The 18,605-nt window shown below is 72.0% G+C and carries 18 protein-coding genes; 11 read left to right on the forward strand and 7 right to left on the reverse strand.

Going from position 1 to position 18,605, the window contains the following annotated elements; translation table 11 throughout:
* The 3 genes from ABLE53_RS14435 to ABLE53_RS14445 all read left to right on the forward strand — a co-directional run bounded on the left by ABLE53_RS14435 (nucleotide 1) and on the right by ABLE53_RS14445 (nucleotide 3,356).
* Nucleotides 1-498 (forward strand): GNAT family N-acetyltransferase, encoded by a 498-nt coding sequence (locus ABLE53_RS14435; RefSeq protein ID WP_348859659.1) that lies wholly within the window; start codon nucleotides 1-3, stop codon nucleotides 496-498.
* A gap of 67 nt (nucleotides 499-565) precedes the next feature.
* Nucleotides 566-2,296, forward strand: coding sequence for an AMP-binding protein (locus ABLE53_RS14440; RefSeq protein WP_348859660.1), 1,731 nt, complete (start codon nucleotides 566-568; stop codon nucleotides 2,294-2,296).
* A gap of 34 nt (nucleotides 2,297-2,330) precedes the next feature.
* Nucleotides 2,331-3,356, forward strand: coding sequence for an LLM class flavin-dependent oxidoreductase (locus ABLE53_RS14445; protein ID WP_348859662.1), 1,026 nt, complete (start codon nucleotides 2,331-2,333; stop codon nucleotides 3,354-3,356).
* Here ABLE53_RS14445 and ABLE53_RS14450 read toward each other — a convergent pair.
* Both ABLE53_RS14450 and ABLE53_RS14455 read right to left on the reverse strand, forming a co-directional pair.
* Nucleotides 3,326-7,585 (reverse strand): patatin-like protein, encoded by a 4,260-nt coding sequence (locus tag ABLE53_RS14450; protein ID WP_348859663.1) that lies wholly within the window; start codon nucleotides 7,583-7,585, stop codon nucleotides 3,326-3,328. The genes ABLE53_RS14445 and ABLE53_RS14450 overlap by 31 nt on opposite strands.
* A 158-nt stretch (nucleotides 7,586-7,743) precedes the next feature.
* Nucleotides 7,744-8,118: a DUF427 domain-containing protein gene (locus ABLE53_RS14455; RefSeq protein ID WP_348859664.1), complete on the reverse strand. Its 375-nt coding sequence runs from the start codon at nucleotides 8,116-8,118 to the stop codon at nucleotides 7,744-7,746.
* Between the two features lie 53 nt (nucleotides 8,119-8,171).
* Here ABLE53_RS14455 and ABLE53_RS14460 point away from each other — a divergent pair, with 53 nt between their 5' ends.
* The gene (locus ABLE53_RS14460; protein WP_348859665.1) at nucleotides 8,172-8,486 is read left to right on the forward strand and encodes a YciI family protein; all 315 of its coding nucleotides are present in this window, start codon (nucleotides 8,172-8,174) and stop codon (nucleotides 8,484-8,486) included.
* A 13-nt stretch (nucleotides 8,487-8,499) separates the two neighbouring features.
* Here the strand turns inward: ABLE53_RS14460 and ABLE53_RS14465 are convergent, their stop codons facing one another.
* From ABLE53_RS14465 to fdhA, 3 genes are all read right to left on the reverse strand, one after another.
* Nucleotides 8,500-9,309 (reverse strand): helix-turn-helix transcriptional regulator, encoded by an 810-nt coding sequence (locus tag ABLE53_RS14465; RefSeq protein WP_348859666.1) that lies wholly within the window; start codon nucleotides 9,307-9,309, stop codon nucleotides 8,500-8,502.
* A gap of 124 nt (nucleotides 9,310-9,433) precedes the next feature.
* Nucleotides 9,434-9,889 (reverse strand): VanZ family protein, encoded by a 456-nt coding sequence (locus tag ABLE53_RS14470; protein ID WP_348859667.1) that lies wholly within the window; start codon nucleotides 9,887-9,889, stop codon nucleotides 9,434-9,436.
* Between the two features lie 46 nt (nucleotides 9,890-9,935).
* The gene (fdhA, locus tag ABLE53_RS14475) at nucleotides 9,936-11,150 is read right to left on the reverse strand and encodes a formaldehyde dehydrogenase, glutathione-independent (protein ID WP_348859668.1); all 1,215 of its coding nucleotides are present in this window, start codon (nucleotides 11,148-11,150) and stop codon (nucleotides 9,936-9,938) included.
* Nucleotides 11,151-11,297: 147 nt separating this feature from the next.
* On the opposite strand from fdhA, the gene ABLE53_RS14480 reads away from it, so the two are divergent.
* Genes ABLE53_RS14480 through ABLE53_RS14500 form a run of 5 tightly spaced genes read left to right on the forward strand, consistent with a single transcriptional unit; the run spans nucleotide 11,298 to nucleotide 15,709 of the window.
* A complete protein-coding gene (locus tag ABLE53_RS14480) occupies nucleotides 11,298-11,750 on the forward strand; it encodes a helix-turn-helix transcriptional regulator (protein WP_348859669.1) in 453 nt (150 codons plus the stop codon).
* A 10-nt stretch (nucleotides 11,751-11,760) separates the two neighbouring features.
* Nucleotides 11,761-12,435 carry a glyoxalase gene (locus ABLE53_RS14485; protein ID WP_348859671.1) on the forward strand — a complete coding sequence of 225 codons (675 nt, stop codon included), beginning with the start codon at nucleotides 11,761-11,763 and terminating at the stop codon, nucleotides 12,433-12,435.
* A gap of 10 nt (nucleotides 12,436-12,445) precedes the next feature.
* Complete coding sequence (locus tag ABLE53_RS14490) at nucleotides 12,446-12,856, forward strand: VOC family protein (protein WP_348859672.1); 411 nt, start codon at nucleotides 12,446-12,448, stop codon at nucleotides 12,854-12,856.
* Nucleotides 12,857-12,865: 9 nt separating this feature from the next.
* Complete coding sequence (locus tag ABLE53_RS14495; RefSeq protein ID WP_425474877.1) at nucleotides 12,866-15,247, forward strand: ATP-binding cassette domain-containing protein; 2,382 nt, start codon at nucleotides 12,866-12,868, stop codon at nucleotides 15,245-15,247.
* 60 nt (nucleotides 15,248-15,307) lie between these two features.
* On the forward strand, nucleotides 15,308-15,709 hold the full coding sequence (locus ABLE53_RS14500) for a hypothetical protein (RefSeq protein ID WP_348859674.1): 402 nt from the start codon (nucleotides 15,308-15,310) through the stop codon (nucleotides 15,707-15,709).
* Nucleotides 15,710-15,743: 34 nt separating this feature from the next.
* On the opposite strand, the gene ABLE53_RS14505 is transcribed toward ABLE53_RS14500, so the two are convergent.
* Entirely contained in the window at nucleotides 15,744-16,493 is a 750-nt protein-coding gene (locus ABLE53_RS14505; protein ID WP_348859675.1) for an SDR family NAD(P)-dependent oxidoreductase, read from the reverse strand.
* Between the two features lie 28 nt (nucleotides 16,494-16,521).
* Between ABLE53_RS14505 and ABLE53_RS14510 the strand changes: the two genes are divergently transcribed.
* The gene (locus tag ABLE53_RS14510; RefSeq protein WP_348859676.1) at nucleotides 16,522-17,046 is read left to right on the forward strand and encodes a MarR family winged helix-turn-helix transcriptional regulator; all 525 of its coding nucleotides are present in this window, start codon (nucleotides 16,522-16,524) and stop codon (nucleotides 17,044-17,046) included.
* Between the two features lie 244 nt (nucleotides 17,047-17,290).
* Here the strand turns inward: ABLE53_RS14510 and ABLE53_RS14515 are convergent, their stop codons facing one another.
* The gene (locus ABLE53_RS14515; RefSeq protein WP_348859677.1) at nucleotides 17,291-17,881 is read right to left on the reverse strand and encodes a GNAT family N-acetyltransferase; all 591 of its coding nucleotides are present in this window, start codon (nucleotides 17,879-17,881) and stop codon (nucleotides 17,291-17,293) included.
* 148 nt (nucleotides 17,882-18,029) lie between these two features.
* Here ABLE53_RS14515 and ABLE53_RS14520 point away from each other — a divergent pair, with 148 nt between their 5' ends.
* Entirely contained in the window at nucleotides 18,030-18,602 is a 573-nt protein-coding gene (locus ABLE53_RS14520; protein ID WP_348859679.1) for a mycothiol transferase, read from the forward strand.
* Nucleotides 18,603-18,605: the final 3 nt, after the last annotated feature.

Consider the following 18,605-nt stretch of genomic DNA (forward strand, 5'->3'; position numbering starts at 1 on the left):
ATGCCCGACAGCCTCCGCCTTCGACCGCTCCAGCCCGGCGACGAGACGCTCTTCGCGGCCTGGGCGCACGATCCCGACTTCCGCACGGCGAACGGCTGGAGCGAGCCGACCGGCGAGAGCCACCTGCGGCACTGGCGCGAGCTCATCGCCGCGCCGCCGGCTGACCTGGTCAGGCTCGCCGTGGAGCGCGACGGCGACGTGGTGGGCTACGTCGACCTGCACGGGTCCGGGGAGTCCTGCCGCGAGCTCGGCGTGGTGATCGGGCCGAGCAGCAACTGGGGCCGGGGGCTCGGCCGCCGGGCGCTCCGGCTCGCGCTCACCTACGCGTTCTCGGTCCTCGACCTCGACCAGGTCCAGGCCCGCACCCACGAGACCAACGAGCGCGCCCGCCGGCTGCTGGCCGGCAGCGGGTTCAGCGAGACCGGACCGCAGGGCGAGGAGGAGTACGCCGGCGAGGTGGTGGACCTCGTCGGCTACCGCCTCGAACGGGCCTCCTGACGCCGGAATCGGCCATCCCCGGCGGTGGGGATGTGATCGCCGCCACGGGTGGTGTAGGCATTGGGGCATGACCGCGAGCCCGACCACCCCTGCCGGTCCCACCAGTCCCGCGACAGCCGCCCTGCGAGCGGCGCGTGACCGGCTCATCGACCTCCGGACGTCGTACGACGAGGCCGTCGCGACGTTCACCTGGCCCGACGTGGGCCCGACGTTCAACTTCGGCCACGACTGGTTCGACGCGTACGCCCGCGGCGACGACCGGCCGGGCCTCGTCATCGTCGAAGAGGATGGGTCGCGGGCGTCGTACTCCTTCGACGAGCTCGCTCGTCGCTCCGACTCCGTCGCCCGCTTCCTGGCCGCCCGGGGCGTCGGGAAGGGCGACTCGGTGGTGGTCATGCTCGGCAACCAGGTCGAGCTGTGGGAGTCCATGCTCGCCGTCATCAAGCTCGGCGCCGTCATCATGCCGACGACCACCGCCGTCGGCCCGGCCGAGCTCATCGACAGACTCGCCCGCGGCGGCGCTCGGGCAGTCATCTGCAACGCGGCCGACGCCGCGAAGTTCGACGAGGTCCCGGGCGGCTACGCGCGGATCGCCGTGGGGCAGGCCGAAGGCTGGCTCGACTACGCGGCGGCGTACGACGAGGACGATGCGCCCCTCGACCACCCGGGCAACGCCTCGACCGACCGGATGCTGCTCTACTTCACCTCGGGCACGACCAGCCGGCCGAAGCTGGTGGAGCACACGCACGTGTCGTACCCGGTGGGCCACCTCTCCACGATGTACTGGCTCGGCCTGCAGCCGGGCGACGTCCACCTCAACATCTCCTCGCCCGGCTGGGCCAAGCACGCGTGGTCCAACTTCTTCGCGCCGTGGCTCGCCGAGGCGACGGTGTTCGTCTACAACTACGCCCGGTTCGACCCGGCCGCCCTGGTCGGGCAGCTCGAGAAGGAGCAGGTCACGACGTTCTGCGCGCCGCCGACGGTCTGGCGGATGCTCATCAACGCCGACCTCGGCACGAAGCCGTCGGCGCTGCGCGAGGCGATCGGCGCCGGCGAGCCGCTCAACCCGGAGGTCATCAGCCAGGTGGAGAGGCGCTGGGGGCTCACCATCCGTGACGGGTTCGGCCAGACCGAGTGCACGGCGTCGGTCGCCAACAGCCCCGGTCAGCCGGTCGTCGCCGGCTCCATGGGAAGGCCGCTGCCCGGCGTACCCGTCGTCCTCGTCGACCCCGCCACCGGAGCGCTCGTCGAGGGCGACGGTGAGGGTGAGATCTGCCTCGACCTCGAGCAGCGCCCGCTGACGCTCATGACCGGCTACCAGGGCGACGAGCTCCGCAACGCCCAGGCGATGGCCGGCGGCTACTACCACACCGGCGACGTCGCCGAGCGCGACGAGAACGGCTACATCACCTACGTCGGCCGCACCGACGACGTCTTCAAGGCGAGCGACTACAAGGTCAGCCCGTTCGAGCTCGAGAGCGTCCTCATCGAGCACCCGGCCGTCGCGGAGGCCGCCGTCGTCCCCGCGCCCGACCCGCTGCGGCTCGCCGTCCCCAAGGCGTACGTCGCCCTCGCACCCGGCCACCAGCCGACCGCCGAGACGGCTGAGTCGGTCCTGGCGTTCGCGCGGGAGAAGCTGCCGCCGTACCTCCGGGTGCGGAGGCTGGAGTTCTACGAGCTGCCGAAGACGATCTCGGGCAAGATCCGCCGGGTCGAGCTCCGCCAGCGCGAGGCGGAGGTCACCGACCACCGGCCGCCGGGGGAGTACCGCGACGAGGACTTCGGCCTCCGCGGCTGAGGAATGCCACGGATGATTGAGCGTTGAACCAGTTGTGACCAAGAAGATCGGGTTCCTGTCGTTCGGACACTGGACGCCGTCGCCTGCCTCGCAGGTGCGGTCGGCGTCGGACGCGCTGCTGCAGTCCATCGACCTCGCCGTCGCCGCCGAGGAGCTCGGCGCCGACGGGGCGTACTTCCGCGTGCACCACTTCGCCCGCCAGCTCGCCTCGCCGTTCCCGCTCCTCGCCGCGGTGGGCGCGAGGACCTCGCGCATCGAGATCGGGACCGGCGTGATCGACATGCGCTACGAGAACCCGCTCTACATGGCCGAGGACGCCGGCGCCGCCGATCTGATCGCGGGGGAGAGGCTCCAGCTCGGTATCAGCCGCGGATCACCGGAGCAGGTCATCGAGGGCTACAAGTACTTCGGCTACGAGCCGCCCGAGGGCAAGACCGACGCCGACATGGCGCGGGCGCACACCGAGGTGTTCCTGCAGGTCATCGAGGGGGCGCAGTTCGCCGAGCCGAACCCGCGGCCGATGTTCCCCAACCCGCCGGGCCGGCTGCGGCTCGAGCCCTACTCACCGACCCTGCGGAGGAGGATCTGGTGGGGCTCGGGCTCCAACAAGACCGCGGAGTGGGCCGCGCAGCTGGGGATGAACCTGCAGAGCTCCACGCTCAAGGACGACGAGACGGGCGAGCCGCTCCACGTCCAGCAGCGCAAGCAGATCGAGGCCTACCGCGAGGCCTGGAAGGCCGCCGGCCACACCCGCGAGCCGCGCGTCTCGGTGAGCCGCAGCATCTTCGCGCTCGTCAACGACGAGGACCGCCGCTACTTCGGCCTCGAGCGCAACAGCGAGGACCAGGTCGGCATGATCGACGCCCACACCCGGGCGATCTTCGGCCGGTCGTACGCCGCCGAGCCCGACGTGCTCGTCAAGCAGCTCGCCGAGGACGAGGCGATCGCGGCCGCCGACACGCTGCTGCTGACCGTCCCGAACCAGCTCGGCGTCGACTACAACGCCCACGCCATCGAGTCGATCCTGACCTACGTCGCCCCCGAGCTCGGCTGGCGCTGAGCGGCCTCGACGCGCGCCTTCGGGATCCGCAGGCTCTCCCACGCCTCCTTCGCCTGCGCCGAGGCGACCCGCTGTGCCGCCAGCACCTCGGCTGCAAGCTCGCCCCTTTCCCGCGCGCGTTCCGCTGACGCCTTCCTGGCCCGGTCGGCGTCGACGCGGCCCGCTGCCACCCTCGCCCGCAGCCGCTCACCGGCGCGGGTGAGCGTGGGGACGACGACCGGCAGGGGCAGACCGTCGGTCGTGACGTAGCGGCGGTACGCCGTGCCGCGGGCGACCAGGTCCGCGGCGTACTCGTCGGGCTCGTCGGCGGCGGCCCGGCCGGCCCTGACCTCGGACCGCTCGAACCTCCGCAGCACGCGCAGGCAGACGAGGGCGGGGTAGACCAGCGCGAGGAAGGCCCCGAACGCGGCGGCTGTCAGGAAGACCGTCCGGCCCCACGGGTGGTCGTCGAGCGGCAGCCGCCCGATCGTCGCGATCGCGGCGACGGCAACGTACGCGAACCCGTAGAGCAGCGCCCATCCGGACGCCACAGCGGCCGGGTCCGAGACCGGGTGGAACTCGTAGACGCCCGGCCGGCTGCCGCGGCTGAGGACCTGGAGCCGGCGGCTGCTCCAGAAGGCGTAGCCGGCGGCGAGGACGGCCAGGCCGGCGACCGGCAGCCACACCAGGAGCGCGTGGTCCTGGACGAAGCCGACCACCGCGTGGGTCGTGACGACCCGGCGGATGCCGCGTCCCGCGAACCACACCGCGGCGACGACGGCGGCGACCGCCGCCGCGGGGACGAGCACGGCCGTGACCCGGCGAACCACCGCCCACAGGTGGTCGAGCCACACCCGCCGAGGCCCGGAGGGGGGCCGGCCGGCGAACGGCGTCCGCCTCGGGAGACGTACGGCGTCGGCCAGCTCCGCGAGGGCCGACCACACCGTCTTCCGGGCGACCGCGATGCTGCCCAGCAGCATGAGCGCGACCGCGAGCACGACGACCACGACGACCGTCGACAGGCCGCGCTCGCGCTCGGCCTGCTGCGCGGCGGTGCCGGTGACGGCGTACACCGCCAGCGGGAGCAGCGGGGTCAGAAGCACGACGCCGTGGACGAGAGCGCCGGTCCGGAGCGCGCTGTAGGCGAACGCCCCGAGCGTGATCGCGCCGCCGATCGCCGCCGCCGGGCCGGAGAGCCCGCCGGGCAGCGCGCCGAGGAGGGCCAGCGCGAGCAGGACGCCGCCGATCGCGAACCCGAGCAGGACGACCGCCCGCGCGAGCTTGCTCTTCGACGTCAGCCCGACCATCGACCAGTAGGGGAGGAGCATCCCGCTGCGGACCGCGCGCGTGACGGGCCGGAGCGCGCCCAGGCCGGCGCGGCTCGAGTCGGCGAGCGTGGCGAAGGACGCCGCAGCGGTGACCGTGGTCCGCAGGACCAGGTCGCTCGTCGTTTCGTCGCGCAGCGGCTCGCGGCCGATCCCGGAGGCGTCGAACGCGGTCAGCGACGTACGCCGGTCCCGCGCCGACAGGTGGCCGTCGGGGCCGGCCTTCTCGATCCGCGCGAGAAGCTCCTCGTTCTCCTTCACGAAACGCTCGCTGTGGGAGCGCCGGTTGGCGCCCTCGACGTGGTCGGCGCGGATCGCCTTGACCAGCGCGCCCAGCTCGGCGGGCAGGGACTCCAGGTGGAGGGCCCAGGCGAACAGCTCGGCGAGGCAGGGCAGAGCAGAGGGGAGGTTGCCGTCCGGAACACCCTCGCCGGTGCGCTCGTCGTACGGGTCGAAGACGTCGGCCAGCTCCTCGACCGCCCCGGCGTGCAGGTCGGCCAGCAGGTCGCGATCCGGGAGCAGGTCCTGGTCGCCCAGGTGGCGCTCGATCCCGGCCACCGTGGCCTCCGCCCGGGCGCGCGGGTCGCCGATGCCGTCGAGGTAGCCGGCGAGCGAGGCCGTACGCCGGATCCGCTTCGGGTCCAGCACGGTCCGGCAGAGCATCGTCGCGGCGTCCGCCCGACCCCAGATCCAGTCGTTGACCCGCCACGAGCGCTTGAGGAAGCCGCCGAACCGGTTGACGCTGTCGCCGCCGAGCTTGTCGGCCGGGGTCTCCGACCGGGTCGCGAAGGCGTTCTGGGTCTGTGCGCTCAGCAGGACGAGCTCGACGGGGAGCGGGTTGCCGTTCTCGATCTCGTCACCGAAGACGGTGCCGAGCACCTCGAGCTGCAGGAACCGCCGGCGCAGGGCGTCGCGGTCGACCGAGCCGTCCTCCGGGAACAGCGAGGTCCGCCAGGCCGCGACGGACGGGTCGCGCACAGCCGCGGCATCGAGCAGGTCCGACACCTCCACGAGGGCGTCGAGGATCTCGTCGACGACCGCGCTGACCTCGCGCCCGAGGCTGCCCGGGTCCTGGTGGTCCGGCCGGTCGAGGGCGGCGACGATCGCAGAGGTTCGCGCGTCCCGCTGTGCCGGGTCGCCGGGCTCGGCGGCCTTCTCCGCCCACGGGGTGAGGTCGACGACGTTGCCGAGCATGAGGCGGTCGTAGAAGGCGAGCCGGAGGGTCCAGTACGTCTCGTCGGGCGGGAGCGCAAGGAGCGCGGGCTCGGTCTCCCAGCACGAGTCGGTCACCGAGCGGAGGTCGCGCAGCGTCGCCGTACGCGCGTCCACCAGGCAGCGCGCGGCCCGCACCTTGTCATATCCCTCGTCCTCGCGGGTCACCCAGATCATCCGCCGCAGCAGGTCGCCGGCCGCCTCGGCGACGCCCAGCGCACCGGTCACGCCCCAGGCCCAGCCGTCCCCGCCGGGCGCGGCGTCCCAGCAGTGGACCGGCCCGCCTTCGCCCTCGTGGCCGGTCCCGTCGTCCTTCTCCAGCGGCGCGTACGGCAGCCCGCCCTGAGGCTGCTCCCACTCGTCCTGCGAGCGCTGCGCGGCGTACCGGACCCGCTCGAAGCCCCACTCGGCGGTGACCTGCGCGCCGGAGCCGTCGGTGCGGCTCAGGGCGACCCCGGTGCGCCACGCGGCCAGGTCGCGGCCGACCCGCCACCGACGCAGGCGGCGGAACTGCTTGTAGATCCCCTCGGCGACCCGGCGCAGCTCGTCCGGCCCGTCGACCGACTCGAGGATGTCGCCGCGTGTGCCGCGCCGGCCGGCGGCGTCGAGGTTGTGGCGCTCCAGCTCCTCGACGTATGCCCGGCTGCCCTGGGCCGTGAGCGCGCCGAAGACCTGCGACAGGGACATCGTCAGCGTCGGGGGCGAGTCGGGGTCGTCCGGCGTCGACCTGGTCGGCAGCGGGGCGTGCGGGAAGACCAGGAGCATCACCCGGCGTACGGGGCCCTGGGCCGGCATCGCCTCGATCGCCCGCAGGGCGTCGATCGTCGGCGTGTTGGCGAGCACCCCGCCGTCCACGACGTACCTCGACCGGTCGGTCTGCGCGCCGTCGCCCCAGCCGCTCACCACCTTCGCCATGTCGGGGCGGGCGTAGCCGGCGACCCGCGGTGTCGGGTCCTCGCGGCCCACCGGGATGAACGTCGGCTCGAACGCGCCCGGGAAGCTCGCGGTCGCACGGGCGGCGAGCGCGAGCTCGTGCGCGGTGCCGGCGACGGCGCCGGCCGCGAACGGGTCGGCGTCCGCCCCGGTCGTGGGGAGGCGGCTCCAGTGGAACCGCCCGGCGTGCAGGCTCTGCGGGATCCGCTGGCCCATCGAGTCCACCCAGATGCCCTGGTTGCCCCGGAGCACCGTCGTCGTGATCGTCAGGTCGACCGGGCGCCGGTCGGGGCCGCTCACCGCCGCGCCCCTCGGGACGCGGGCGAGCAGGCCGAAGGCGTGGTCGAGCTGCGGAAGGAAGTACTCGTCGCCCTGGAGCAGCGACGTCGGCGCGCCCTGGAACGGCGGTCGCAGGAGCGCGTCGATCCGGCCCTGCTCGGTCCACAGGTCGCGCAGGAGGCCCAGGTCGGCCGACGGGTTGGTCTGGGCGAGCGCGAGGGCGGCGCCGTTGATGCCGCCGGCCGACGTCCCCGCGATGACGTCGGCGCGGGCGGTGCAGCCCGCCAGCCGGAGGAGCAGGCCGTACGGCGAGGTCCGGGTACGGTCGGCCCGCGTGAGCCGGTCCAGCTCCACGGTCGCGCCGCCCATCCACACGGCCAGCGAGACCCCGCCGTTGAGCACCACGGCCAGCCGCAGCTCCTCCGGAGGGACGTCCTCGATGCCCGGCTGGCTCAGCAGCCCGGCACCCGGATCGGCGGCTCTCGCCGCCGCTCGCGTCACCGGTCCTGCCGCTGTGTCTGGTCCTGTCGTCGCCATCTCGGCCTCCCGCACGTCCGACGCGACCCGGCCGCCCCGGCAGCGGCCATCTCTCGAGGCTAGGGACCCGACCGGACGGTGCGGAATAGTCAGAAGTGACTAGGCGACGCGAGGCGTCCCGGTCAGCCGGCCTCGGTGATCTGGACGCGGTCGGGGTAGAAGGCGACGTACTCCCGGATCTCCGCGACCGCGTCGTACGGCGCCTCGTAGGTCCAGACCACGTTGTCGAGGACGCCCTCGTCGGTGCGGACGCTGAAGTACGACGCGTCGCCCTTGTAGGGGCAGTACGTCGTGTGCGCGGTCCGCTCCAGCAGGTCGAGGTCGACGTCGACGCGCGGGAAGTAGTGGACGGGCGGGTAGTCGGCCTCGCGCAGCGTCAGGGTGGCCGAGGAGTCGGCGACGGTGCGGCCGTCGACCGACGCGACGACCCGGCCGGAGCCGGGCTCGACGGTGATGGGGTGGTCGGGTCCGGGCGACCACCGGGGCTTCTCGCTCATGTGACCCGTAACGCCCCTTCCTCGCGGGCCATTCCGGACCATACGCTCGCGGCGTGGCGGACATCGCGCAGTGGATCTACTTCATCCACCCACCCCGGGAGGACTTCGTCGCGACGATCACCGACGAGGAGGCGGCACTGATGGCCGGGCCGCACAGCGACTACCTGCAGCGCCTGTACGACGCCGGGACGCTGCTCCTCGCCGGCCCGACCTTCGGCACCCCGCACAACGACGGCATCTCGGTGTTCGAGGCGCCCGACCGGGCGGCAGCGGAGGCGATCATGAACGCCGACCCGGCGATCACGTCCGGGGTGTTCACCGGCGAGCTGCGGCAGATGCGGGTCGCCTTCCTGCGACGGCGGGACTAGGGACGCGCCAGGCTCAGCGCTGCCGCGGGATCGAGATGTCGGTCGGCACGGTGACGGGCGGCTGGAGGAGCCCGGCGGAGCGCAGCATGTCGACGGCGACCAGGCGGTCGGAGCAGCCGAGCTTCGCGTAGACGTTCTGCAGGTGCTTGCGCAGCGTCCCGGGCGCGATGCGGAGCGCCCGGGCGCAGGCGGTCGCGGTGAGTCCCTTCGCGACCAGCGTCATCACCTCGAGCTCGCGCGGCGTGAGGCCCCACGGCTCCTCGTCGGTGGGCTCCGGTGGCCCGACCAGCGCCTCCCAGCAGCGGTCGAGGGCGACGAGCACCGGCTGCAGGCGGGTGGCGAGGTCGACCTCCTTGTCGGTGAAGTCACCGGTGTGGCGCGCGAAGGTCCAGGCGCTCCCGGCCGCGCCGGGGGAGAGGGAGGTGAGGATGGTCAGCTGGTTCTCGGCCCCCATCGGGTGGAGCAGGTCGGCGTACGCGCGCGTGCGGACCAGGTCACGGTGGCTGACCACGTCGCTCATCCGGCGCGGATCGGTGTCGCCCGGCCTCCTCGGGCGGAGGTAGCTGTTGACCATCGGGTGGTCGTCGAGCTCGACCAGCAGCTCGGCCACCTGCGGTTCCATGAACGCGGGCGCGCCGACGATCTCCGCCTCGCCGCTGCTGCGGTCGATGCCGTTCCAGGCGATCTCGTCGCTCGGGATCAGCTGCGCCAACAGCTGCCGCGTCGCGGCGAGGAACGCCTGCCGGTCGGGAGCGCCGGAGAGGTCGTACGACAGCCGCGGCACGGCCGGATCAGCGAACTCGTCCTCCACCGACGTCAGCATGCTCGGCACCCCCTCGTGACGCTCCCCGTCACGTGCCCGGACTGGACGGTCCCAGCCTAGGAGCGCGCGGGCGTGCCGAACCGGGCCGATGGTCCCGATCGGATGGTCCCGGTCGCGCACCCGGTCAGGCGCGCTGGAGCCGCTGGCGCTGCTTGCGCTGGCGTCGCCGGATGGTGGCCGGCAGGGTCAGCACGAACGCGGCGACGATCCCGATGAGAGCGCCGACCGTGTTGGCGACCAGGTCGCGCTCGTCGGAGACGCGACCGGGGATGTACTGCTGTGCCTTCTCGATGAACGCCGTCATCGCGAACGAGCCGATCGCCGCCAGCCACCAGAACCCGGCGCCGAAGAGCAGCAGCAGGAACATGCCGATCGGCACGAAGAGCGCGATGTTGGCGAGGAACTCCAGTCGGCTGTAGTCCAGCGACTCCGCGTAACCGCGCCGGTGGAGCCCGTCCAGCAGACGCTCGATGAGCTGCTGCTGGTTGGGCCCGATCGGCTGCGGGGTCAGCGTCAGCCAGCCGACGAACACGAGGTAGGCGCCGGTCAGCAGGCTGAGGAACGGGTGTCGGTGGAACATCCTCCTAGTGTGCAGGAACGGTGGTGGCGAGGTCGAAATCCGAGGATCACGCCACCATGCCGTGCGGGTCGATGACGAACTTCGTCGCCGCGCCCTTGTCGAAGTCGGCGTAGCCGCGCGGGGCGTCGTCGAGGCTGATCTTGGTGGCGTTGACGGCGTTCGCGATCTGGGCCTTGTCCTCGAGGATCAGGTTCATCAGCTGCCGGTTGTAGCGCTTCACCGGGCACTGGCCGGTGGTGAAGTGGTGCGACTTGGCCCAGCCGAGCCCGAGGCGTACGCCGAGCGTGCCCTGCTTGGCCGCCTCGTCGACGGCGCCGGGGTCGCCGGTGACGTAGAGACCGGGGATGCCGATCCCGGCGCCTGCTCGGGCGATCGTCATCGTGTCGTTGAGCACCGTCGCCGGGGCCTCCGAGGCGCCGGCCCCGTGGCCGCGGGCCTCGAAGCCGACCGCGTCGACCGCGGCGTCCACCTCGGGCTCGCCGACCACGTCGGCGATCTTGTCGGCGAGCTCGCCCTCGCTGGAGAGGTCGATCGGGACGCAGCCGAAGCTCTCGGCCTGCTTGAGCCGGTCGCCGTTGAGGTCGCCGACCATCACCACCGAGGCGCCGAGCAGCTGCGCCGCGTGCGCAGCCGCGAGACCCACCGGCCCGGCACCGGCGACGTACACCGTCGAACCCGTCGTGACGCCCGCGGTGTAGGCCCCGTGGTAGCCGGTCGGGAAGATGTCGGACAGCATCGTCAGGTCGAGGATCTTCTCCAGCGCCTGGTCGCGGTCGGGGAACCTGAGCAGGTTGAAGTCGGCGTACGGGACCATGACGTACTCCGCCTGGCCGCCGATCCAGCCGCCCATGTCGACGTAGCCGTACGCCGCGCCGGCGCGGGCGGGGTTGACGTTGAGGCAGACGCCGGTCTTGCCCTCGTTGCACATCCGGCAGCGACCGCAGGCGATGTTGAACGGCACCGAGCAGATGTCGCCCTCGTTGACGAACAGGACGTCCTCGCCCTTCTCGACCACCTCGCCGGTGATCTCGTGGCCCAGCGTCTGGCCCACCGGAGCCGTCGTGCGCCCGCGGACCATGTGCTGGTCGGAGCCGCAGATGTTGGTGGTGACGAGCTTGAGGATCACGGCGTGCGGGGCCTTGCGCGCGATGCCGAAGTGGTCGGCCACCTCGCCGGGGATCTCGAGGCGCGGGTAGTCGGTCGACTCGACCGCGACCTCGCCGGGACCCTTGTACACGACGACCCTGTTGGAGTTGCTCATGGTGCTCCCTCTCTGGCTTCGTCCGCCGCGGTCGGGGGATGTGACCGCGGTCACGTCTTCTTTACCTGACCACGACCAACGGCCGGGGGCAAGGGCCGGCGGTCCCGATCCGCGCGCGAGGTGCGCGTCGGTGGCAGGATGGTCGGCGTGACCGGCACGACCGACGCGCAGCGGCTGGACGATCTGGCCAGGCTGCGCCGCGTGCGCGACCGGATCGACCGGGAGTACGCCGAGCCGCTGGACGTGGAGGCGCTCGCGCGCGGTGTGCACATGTCCGCGGGCCACCTGAGCAGGCAGTTCCGGCAGGCGTACGGCGAGTCCCCGTACTCCTACCTCATGACGCGCCGCATCGAGCGGGCGATGGCGCTGCTGCGCCGCGGCGACCTGAGCGTCACCGACGTGTGCTTCGCGGTGGGCTGCCAGTCGCTGGGCACATTCAGCACGCGCTTCACCGAGCTGGTCGGCGTACCTCCGAGCGTCTACCGTGAGCAGGGCGTGCCGGTGACCGAGGGGATGCCGCCGTGCATCGCCAAACGGGTCACCAGGCCGGTGCGTAACCGGTCAGGAATCGAGAAGCAGGCGTCGCCGACCCGCGCCTAGCGTGACGGCCATGTCCACCATCGACTCCATCACCCTCGAGGTGGCCGACCCGTCGGCCGCCGAGCGCTTCTACGCCAGCGCCTTCGACCTCGGCCCGCAGCACGGTCCCGAGCTGCGGCTGCGCGCCTCGGAGGCGCCCACGACCGGGTTCCCAGGCTTCACCCTCTCGCTCACGGTCGCCCAGCCGTCCACCGTCGACAGCCTCGTCGGGACCGCCCTCGACGCCGGCGCCGCGCCGCTGAAACCGGTCGCCAAGTCCTTCTGGGGGTACGGCGGCGTCGTCCGGGCCCCCGACGGGACGATCTGGAAGGTCGCGACCTCGTCGAAGAAGGACCGCGGCCCCGCCACCCGCGCGGTCGATGCGCTCGTCCTCCTCATCGGTGCGTCCGACGTCGCCGCCAGCAGGCGGTTCTACGTCGACCGCGGGCTCGCCGTCGCGAAGAGCTTCGGCAGGAAGTACGTCGAGCTCGACACCGCCGGATCGCCGGTCAGGCTCGGCCTCTACGGTCGGCGGGCGCTCGCCAAGGACGCCGGCGTCGCCCCCGACGGCAGCGGGTCGCACCGGATCGTCGTCAACGGCGACCTCGGCGCCTTCACCGATCCCGACGGGTTCGGCTGGGAGCCCGCCACCGTCCCCGACGACCGTCCCTCCGACGCGACCCACGGGTCGCCGAGCTCGCTCTAGGTTGATCGCCATGGACATCACCATCGACACGGTCGCCCTCCCGCACGTCGACCCGGACGCCTCGGTCGCCTTCTACCGCGACATCCTCGGCTTCGAGGTCCGCACCGACGTCGGCAGGGGCACGATGCGCTGGATCACCGTCGGACCCGTGGGCCAGCCCGAGACCTGCATCCTGCTCGGCCCACCGGCCGCCGACCCGGGGATCACCGACGACGAGCGCCGGACGATCACCGAGATGATGGCCAAGGGCACCTACGGGTGGCTGCTGCTGGCGGCGAAGGACCTCGACGCGACCTTCGACGCCGTCCAGGCCGCCGGCGCCGAGGTCGTCCAGGAGCCGGTCGACCAGCCGTACGGCATCCGCGACTGTGCGTTCCGCGACCCCGCCGGCAACCTGATCCGGATCAAGCAGGCGGGGTGAGACCCACCGATGTGCCACCCCGGCTACGTCCACCAGCCACCCCGCCAGGAGACCCCCGTGGCCGACAGCCATGACCTGATCCGCGTCCAGGGCGCTCGCCAGAACAACCTGAAGGACGTCAGCGTCGAGCTGCCCAAGCGCCGGCTGACGGTCTTCACCGGCGTCTCCGGATCCGGCAAGAGCTCCCTGGTCCACGCGACCATCGCGGCGGAGTCGCAGCGGCTGATCAACGAGACCTACTCGACCTTCGTGCAGGGCATGATGCCGACGCTGGCGCGCCCCGAGGTCGACGTGCTCGAGGGGATCACCACGGCCATCACCGTGGACCAGGAGCGGCTCGGCGCCAACGCCCGCTCGACCGTCGGCACGGTCACGGACGCCAACGCCATGCTCCGCGTGCTGTTCAGCCGGCTCGGCACGCCGTACGTCGGGCCGCCGACCGCCTTCTCCTTCAACGTCCCGACGCGGAAGGCGAGCGGCGTGATGACCTCCGAGACCGGCGAGAAGAGGGTGGTCCGGCAGGCGGTCTACCTCGGCGGCATGTGCGCCCGGTGCGAGGGCAGGGGCACGGTCTCCGACCTGGACCTGACCCAGATCGTCGACGAGTCGAAGTCGCTCGTCGAGGGCGCGATCCTGGTGCCCGGCTACACCGCCGACGGCTGGATGGTGGCGGCGTTCAAGGCCGTCATCCCCGCCGGCGTACCCGTCAGGGACCTCACGCCCGAGCAGCGCGAGGACCTGCTGTACGCCGAGCCGCGCAAGGTCAAGGTCGACAAGATCAACGTCACCTACGAGGGCCTGATCCCGAAGATCCGGAAGTCGATGTTCAGCAAGGACCCGGACTCGCTTCAGCCGCACATCCGGGCGTTCGTGGAGCGGGCGGCGGTCTTCACGGCGTGCCCGGCCTGCGACGGCACCCGGCTCAACGAGTCGGCCCGGTCCTCGACGATCAGGGGTCTGAGCATCGCCGACGTCTGCGCGATGCAGATCACCGACGCGGCGGAGTGGATCCGGGGGATCGACGAGCCCGGCGTGGCCCCGCTGGTCCGCAACCTGCTGCACCTGTTCGACTCGTTCGTGGAGATCGGCCTCGGCTACCTCGCGCTCGACCGGCCGTCGGGCTCGCTCTCGGGAGGGGAGGCGCAGAGGACCAGGATGATCCGCCACCTCGGGTCGGCGCTGACCGACGTCACCTACGTCTTCGATGAGCCGACGGTGGGGCTGCACCCGCACGACATCGAGCGGATGAACCGGCTGCTCCTCGACCTGCGCGACAAGGGCAACACCGTCCTCGTCGTCGAGCACAAGCCGGAGACCATCGCGATCGCCGACCACGTCGTCGACCTCGGACCGGGCGCCGGCACCGACGGCGGCACGGTCTGCTTCGAGGGGACGTACGACGGCCTGCGTGCCTCCAACACGCTCACCGGCCGCCATCTCTCCTACCGGGCCGCGCTGAAGGACTCAGTCCGCACACCCACCGGCAGGCTGGAGATCCGCGGCGCGAACGCCAACAACCTGCGGGACGTCGACGTCGACGTGCCGCTCGGCGTGCTCTGCGTCGTCACCGGCGTCGCGGGCTCCGGGAAGTCCTCGCTCATCCACGGCTCGCTCCCGGCCGGCGCCGACGTCGTGGCGGTCGACCAGTCGGCGATCAAGGGCTCCCGGCGCAGCAACCCGGCGACGTACACCGGACTCCTCGAGCCGGTCCGCAAGGCGTTCGCGAAGGCCAACGGCGTCAAGCCGGCGCTGTTCAGCGCGAACTCCGAGGGCGCCTGCCCGACGTGCAACGGCAACGGGATGATCTACACCGAGCTCGGCTTCATGGAGACCGTCGCGACGGTGTGCGAGGACTGCGGCGGCAAGCGGTTCCAGGCCGCCGTGCTGGAGCTGCGCCTGGGCGGGCTCAACATCGCCGAGGTGCTCGACCTGCCGGCCGCGCAGGCGAACGAGCTCTTCGCCGCGGGCGAGGCGAGGACCCCGGCGGCCGCCGCGATCCTCGGCCGGATGGAGGAGGTCGGGCTGGGCTACCTGCGGCTCGGCCAGCCGCTCAACACCCTCTCCGGCGGCGAGCGGCAGCGGCTGCGGCTGGCCATGCACATGGCGGAGAAGGGCGGCACGTACGTCCTCGACGAGCCGACCTCCGGGCTGCATCTCGCCGACGTCGAGAATCTGCTGCGGCTGCTCGACCGCCTCGTCGACGCCGGCAAGTCGGTCATCGTCATCGAGCACCACCAGGCAGTCATGGCGCACGCCGACTGGATCATCGACCTCGGCCCGGGAGCCGGGCACGACGGCGGGCGGGTCGTGTTCGAGGGCACGCCGGCCCAGCTCGTCGAGGACCGTTCGACGCTGACCGGCCGGCACCTCGCGGCGTACGTCGGAGGCTGACCGGGTCGAGCGGGCAGTGCTAGCGTCGCCTCATCCGTTCGGATGTCTCGGGAGGTCGCCATGCGATCGATTCTGAACGCCGCCACGAAGGCCGCCGGCGCCGCCGGCCTCGTCGTCGCGCTCGTGCTGCTGGGACCGGGGGTGGCCTCCGCCGCCACGGTGTCGCCGACGTCGACCACCGGTCACCCGCCCGACTGGCTGCCCGACTGGTGGTGGCCGGACACGCCGGGGTGCGTCAGCGACGAGGAGTGGGACCAGGCCTACGACTACCACCAGACGCACAACGACATGTACCTGCTCGACGTCGAGCTGATCTTCGAGGCCATCGGCCGGGTGAAGTACCACGAGTACGAGAACCTCGACAAGGAGTACGACCTCTGCGACGGCTCGGGGACGGTCCTGGTCTCCTACATCCAGGACGACAACGGCCGCTACTGGGTGTCGATCATGAGCAGGACCTGAGCCTGCTCTCTCATCAGCGGGCTCACCAACCGGCTCACAGCCGGGCGAGGATCGTGCCGCCGTGGATGCCGATCACCTGGCCGGTGGTGAAGCCACCCTCGGGCGAGGCGAGGTGGGCGACCAGCCCGGCGACCTCCTCGGGCGTGCCAGAGCGGCCCATCGGGATGCGGGCGATCCTCTGGGCGACGAGCTCCGGCGTCCGCCGGGAGTCCCAGAACCCGGTCTCGGGGATGAAGCCCGGCGCCACCGCGTTGACCGCGATCCCGTCCGGCGCGAGCTCGGCGGCGAGGCCGGTCACCCAGCTGTTGAGCGCCCCCTTCATCGCGCCGTACGACCCGCTGCCGCGCAGCGCCGCCACCGAGCTCATCGCGACGATCCGGCCGCCGGGGCGGCGCAGGTGGGGGAGAAGGGCCTCGGTCGGGAGCACGGCGGTGAGCACGTTGAGCCGGAAGTCGGCCGTCCAGTCACGCTCGGTCGCCTCGAGGTCGGTGCCGGTCGCGCTGGTGTTGCCGCCGGCGTTGAGCACGAGCACGTCCAGGCCGTCCGAGCAGGCATCCGCCAGGCGGCGTACGTCGTCGGGGTCGGCGCAGTCAGCCGCGAGCGCCGACAGGGGAGCGTCGCCGAGCTCGGCGTTGACCGCCGCCGCCGTCTCCTCGAGGACCTCCGCCCGGCGGCCGACGACAAGGACGTCGAACCCGTCGGTGGCGAGCCTGCGGGCGATCGCTCTGCCGAGCCCGGTGCCGCCGCCTGTGACGACGGCGGTGCGTGTGTTGGCGTGGGTCATGAGGACACTTTAGCGCTAAAATGTCTGCATGGAAGACGAGGGGAGAGGGGACGAGGTCGACCGGATCGTCGAGGCCTGGGCGCGTGAGCGGCCCGGGGTCGACGTCTCGTCGATCCGGGTCGTGACGCCGATCTGGCGGCTGGCCGCCGCACTGCAGGCGGCGCGTCACGAGGCGCTGGCCGCGTACGACCTGGACCAGAGCGCGCTGGACGTGCTCGGCACGCTGCGCCGTGCCGGACCGCCGTACCGTCTCACCGCCGGCGAGCTCACCCGACGCTGCCGCGTGACGGCCGGGGCGACGACCCAGCGCGTCGTGCGCCTCGAGGAGGCCGGGTTCGTCCGGCGGGTCCGTGAGGAGCCAGACCGCCGGACGGTCCACGTCGAGCTGACGGCTCGCGGCTCGACGCGGCTCGACGAGATCTTCGCCGACGTGCTGGCCGCTGACGAGGGCGTGCTGGCGCCGCTGTCGTCGTCGGATCGCGCCGACCTCGAGCGGCTCCTACGGGACTGGCTGAAGGGCGCAGACCTGGACCGGGCCACGTCGGCTGGGTGAGGCGTACGCGCCGCGCTGGTCTGTAGCGCGTGACATCTCCGGGTCAGTGATCCCGCCTGCGTATCGCCGATAAGCGACATTATGTCAACTACTGCACCCTGTCAGGACCGAGCGTCAGGCTGATGCCACTACCCCACGGGCAATGCCGCGATCACAAAGTCGTCCTCCTCCGGGTAGGCCGCGTGCCGCGGTGTAAGGCGTGGGCCAGATACGGACGGACTTGATACGCAGCCCGTCCACAGCCTCACGCAGGATCGACCGTCTTCACCATGACGCAGTTCTTCAGCCCTTTGGGCCGGTCGTAGGTGAAGCCGAGCCGCTCGTAGAGTCGACGGGTGCCGTTGTAGAGGAACGACGACGACATCTTCTTGGTCTGGTCGGTCAGGTCGTGGGGATAGCTCTCGACCCGTCCCCCGCCGGCCCGGGCGATCATGTCGAGCGCACCGGTGATCGCGAGCTCGGTCACGCCTCGCCGTCGATGGCGCTTGTCCACGAAGACACAGGTGATGCGGTAGTCGGGATCCGCGGTCTTGGTGGCGTCGTACTCCTTGCGGTGGTGGATCGACGGCAGCTCGACCGGGGTGCCGTACTCCGCCCACGCGATCGCCTCGTCGCCGTCCATCACCAGGGCGGCGTGCGCCTTGCCCTGCTCGACGTACGCCTTCTTGAGCGCTCGGTTGGCCTCGGCGCCCTGGCCGCGCTCGGGCCCGTCAGGGTGGAACCAGATGCACCAGCAGCCCCCGAAGATGCCGTTGTGCCGCTGCACCAGCGCATCGAAGGCGGGCCAGGTCTCGGGACTGAGGGGCGCGACGGTGTACGACGACTCGCTGGCCATGCCGCTCACGGTATTCGATCTGGAGTTGGCGAGGGCTGACCCCGGAAAACACTGGTCCCGGACGGGATTCGTCCGGAACCGCGCCTAGCGTGGCCCGCATGGTTGCCACACTCCCCCTCGTTCCGGTCATCCACCACGGGGGCAGGTCGTGAGGACTGCCCCGGGCTTCACCGCCGGCAAGCCGCCGGAGTGGGACGTCGAGCGGTTCCTCCACGGCGACGAGATCGACACCGCCCTGATCACCCTGGAGCGCAACCGGCGCACGTTCGCCTGGAAGTGCGCCGGCATCGACGCGGAGGGCATGACGCTGCGACTCGCTCCCTCGTCGGTGACCCTGGGCGGCCTGCTCAAGCACCTGGCCTGGGTCGAGGAGCTCTACTTCCAGCACCGCCTGGCGGGCCGGCCGGTCATGGCACCGTTCGACGGGCTCGACCTCGAGACCGACTGGGACGACTGGGCATGGCGCACGGCGGCCGACGACGCCCCACCAGCCCTTCGCTCACTGTGGGCCGACGCGGTGCACCGCTCCAGAGCCTCGCTGGCCGAGGCCCTGTCCGGCGGTGACCTCGATCAGCCGACCCACTCCGGGATGAGCCTGCGTCGGTTGCTGGCCGACATGATCGAGGAGTACGCCCGCCATACCGGCCACGCCGATCTTCTGCGCGAGGCGGTCGACGGCTCCACCGGCGAAGGACCCCCGCAGGACTTTCCGGTGCCGTAGACC

Source organism: Nocardioides asiaticus (assembly GCF_040049175.1).
Lineage (GTDB): Bacteria > Actinomycetota > Actinomycetes > Propionibacteriales > Nocardioidaceae > Nocardioides > Nocardioides cheoyonin.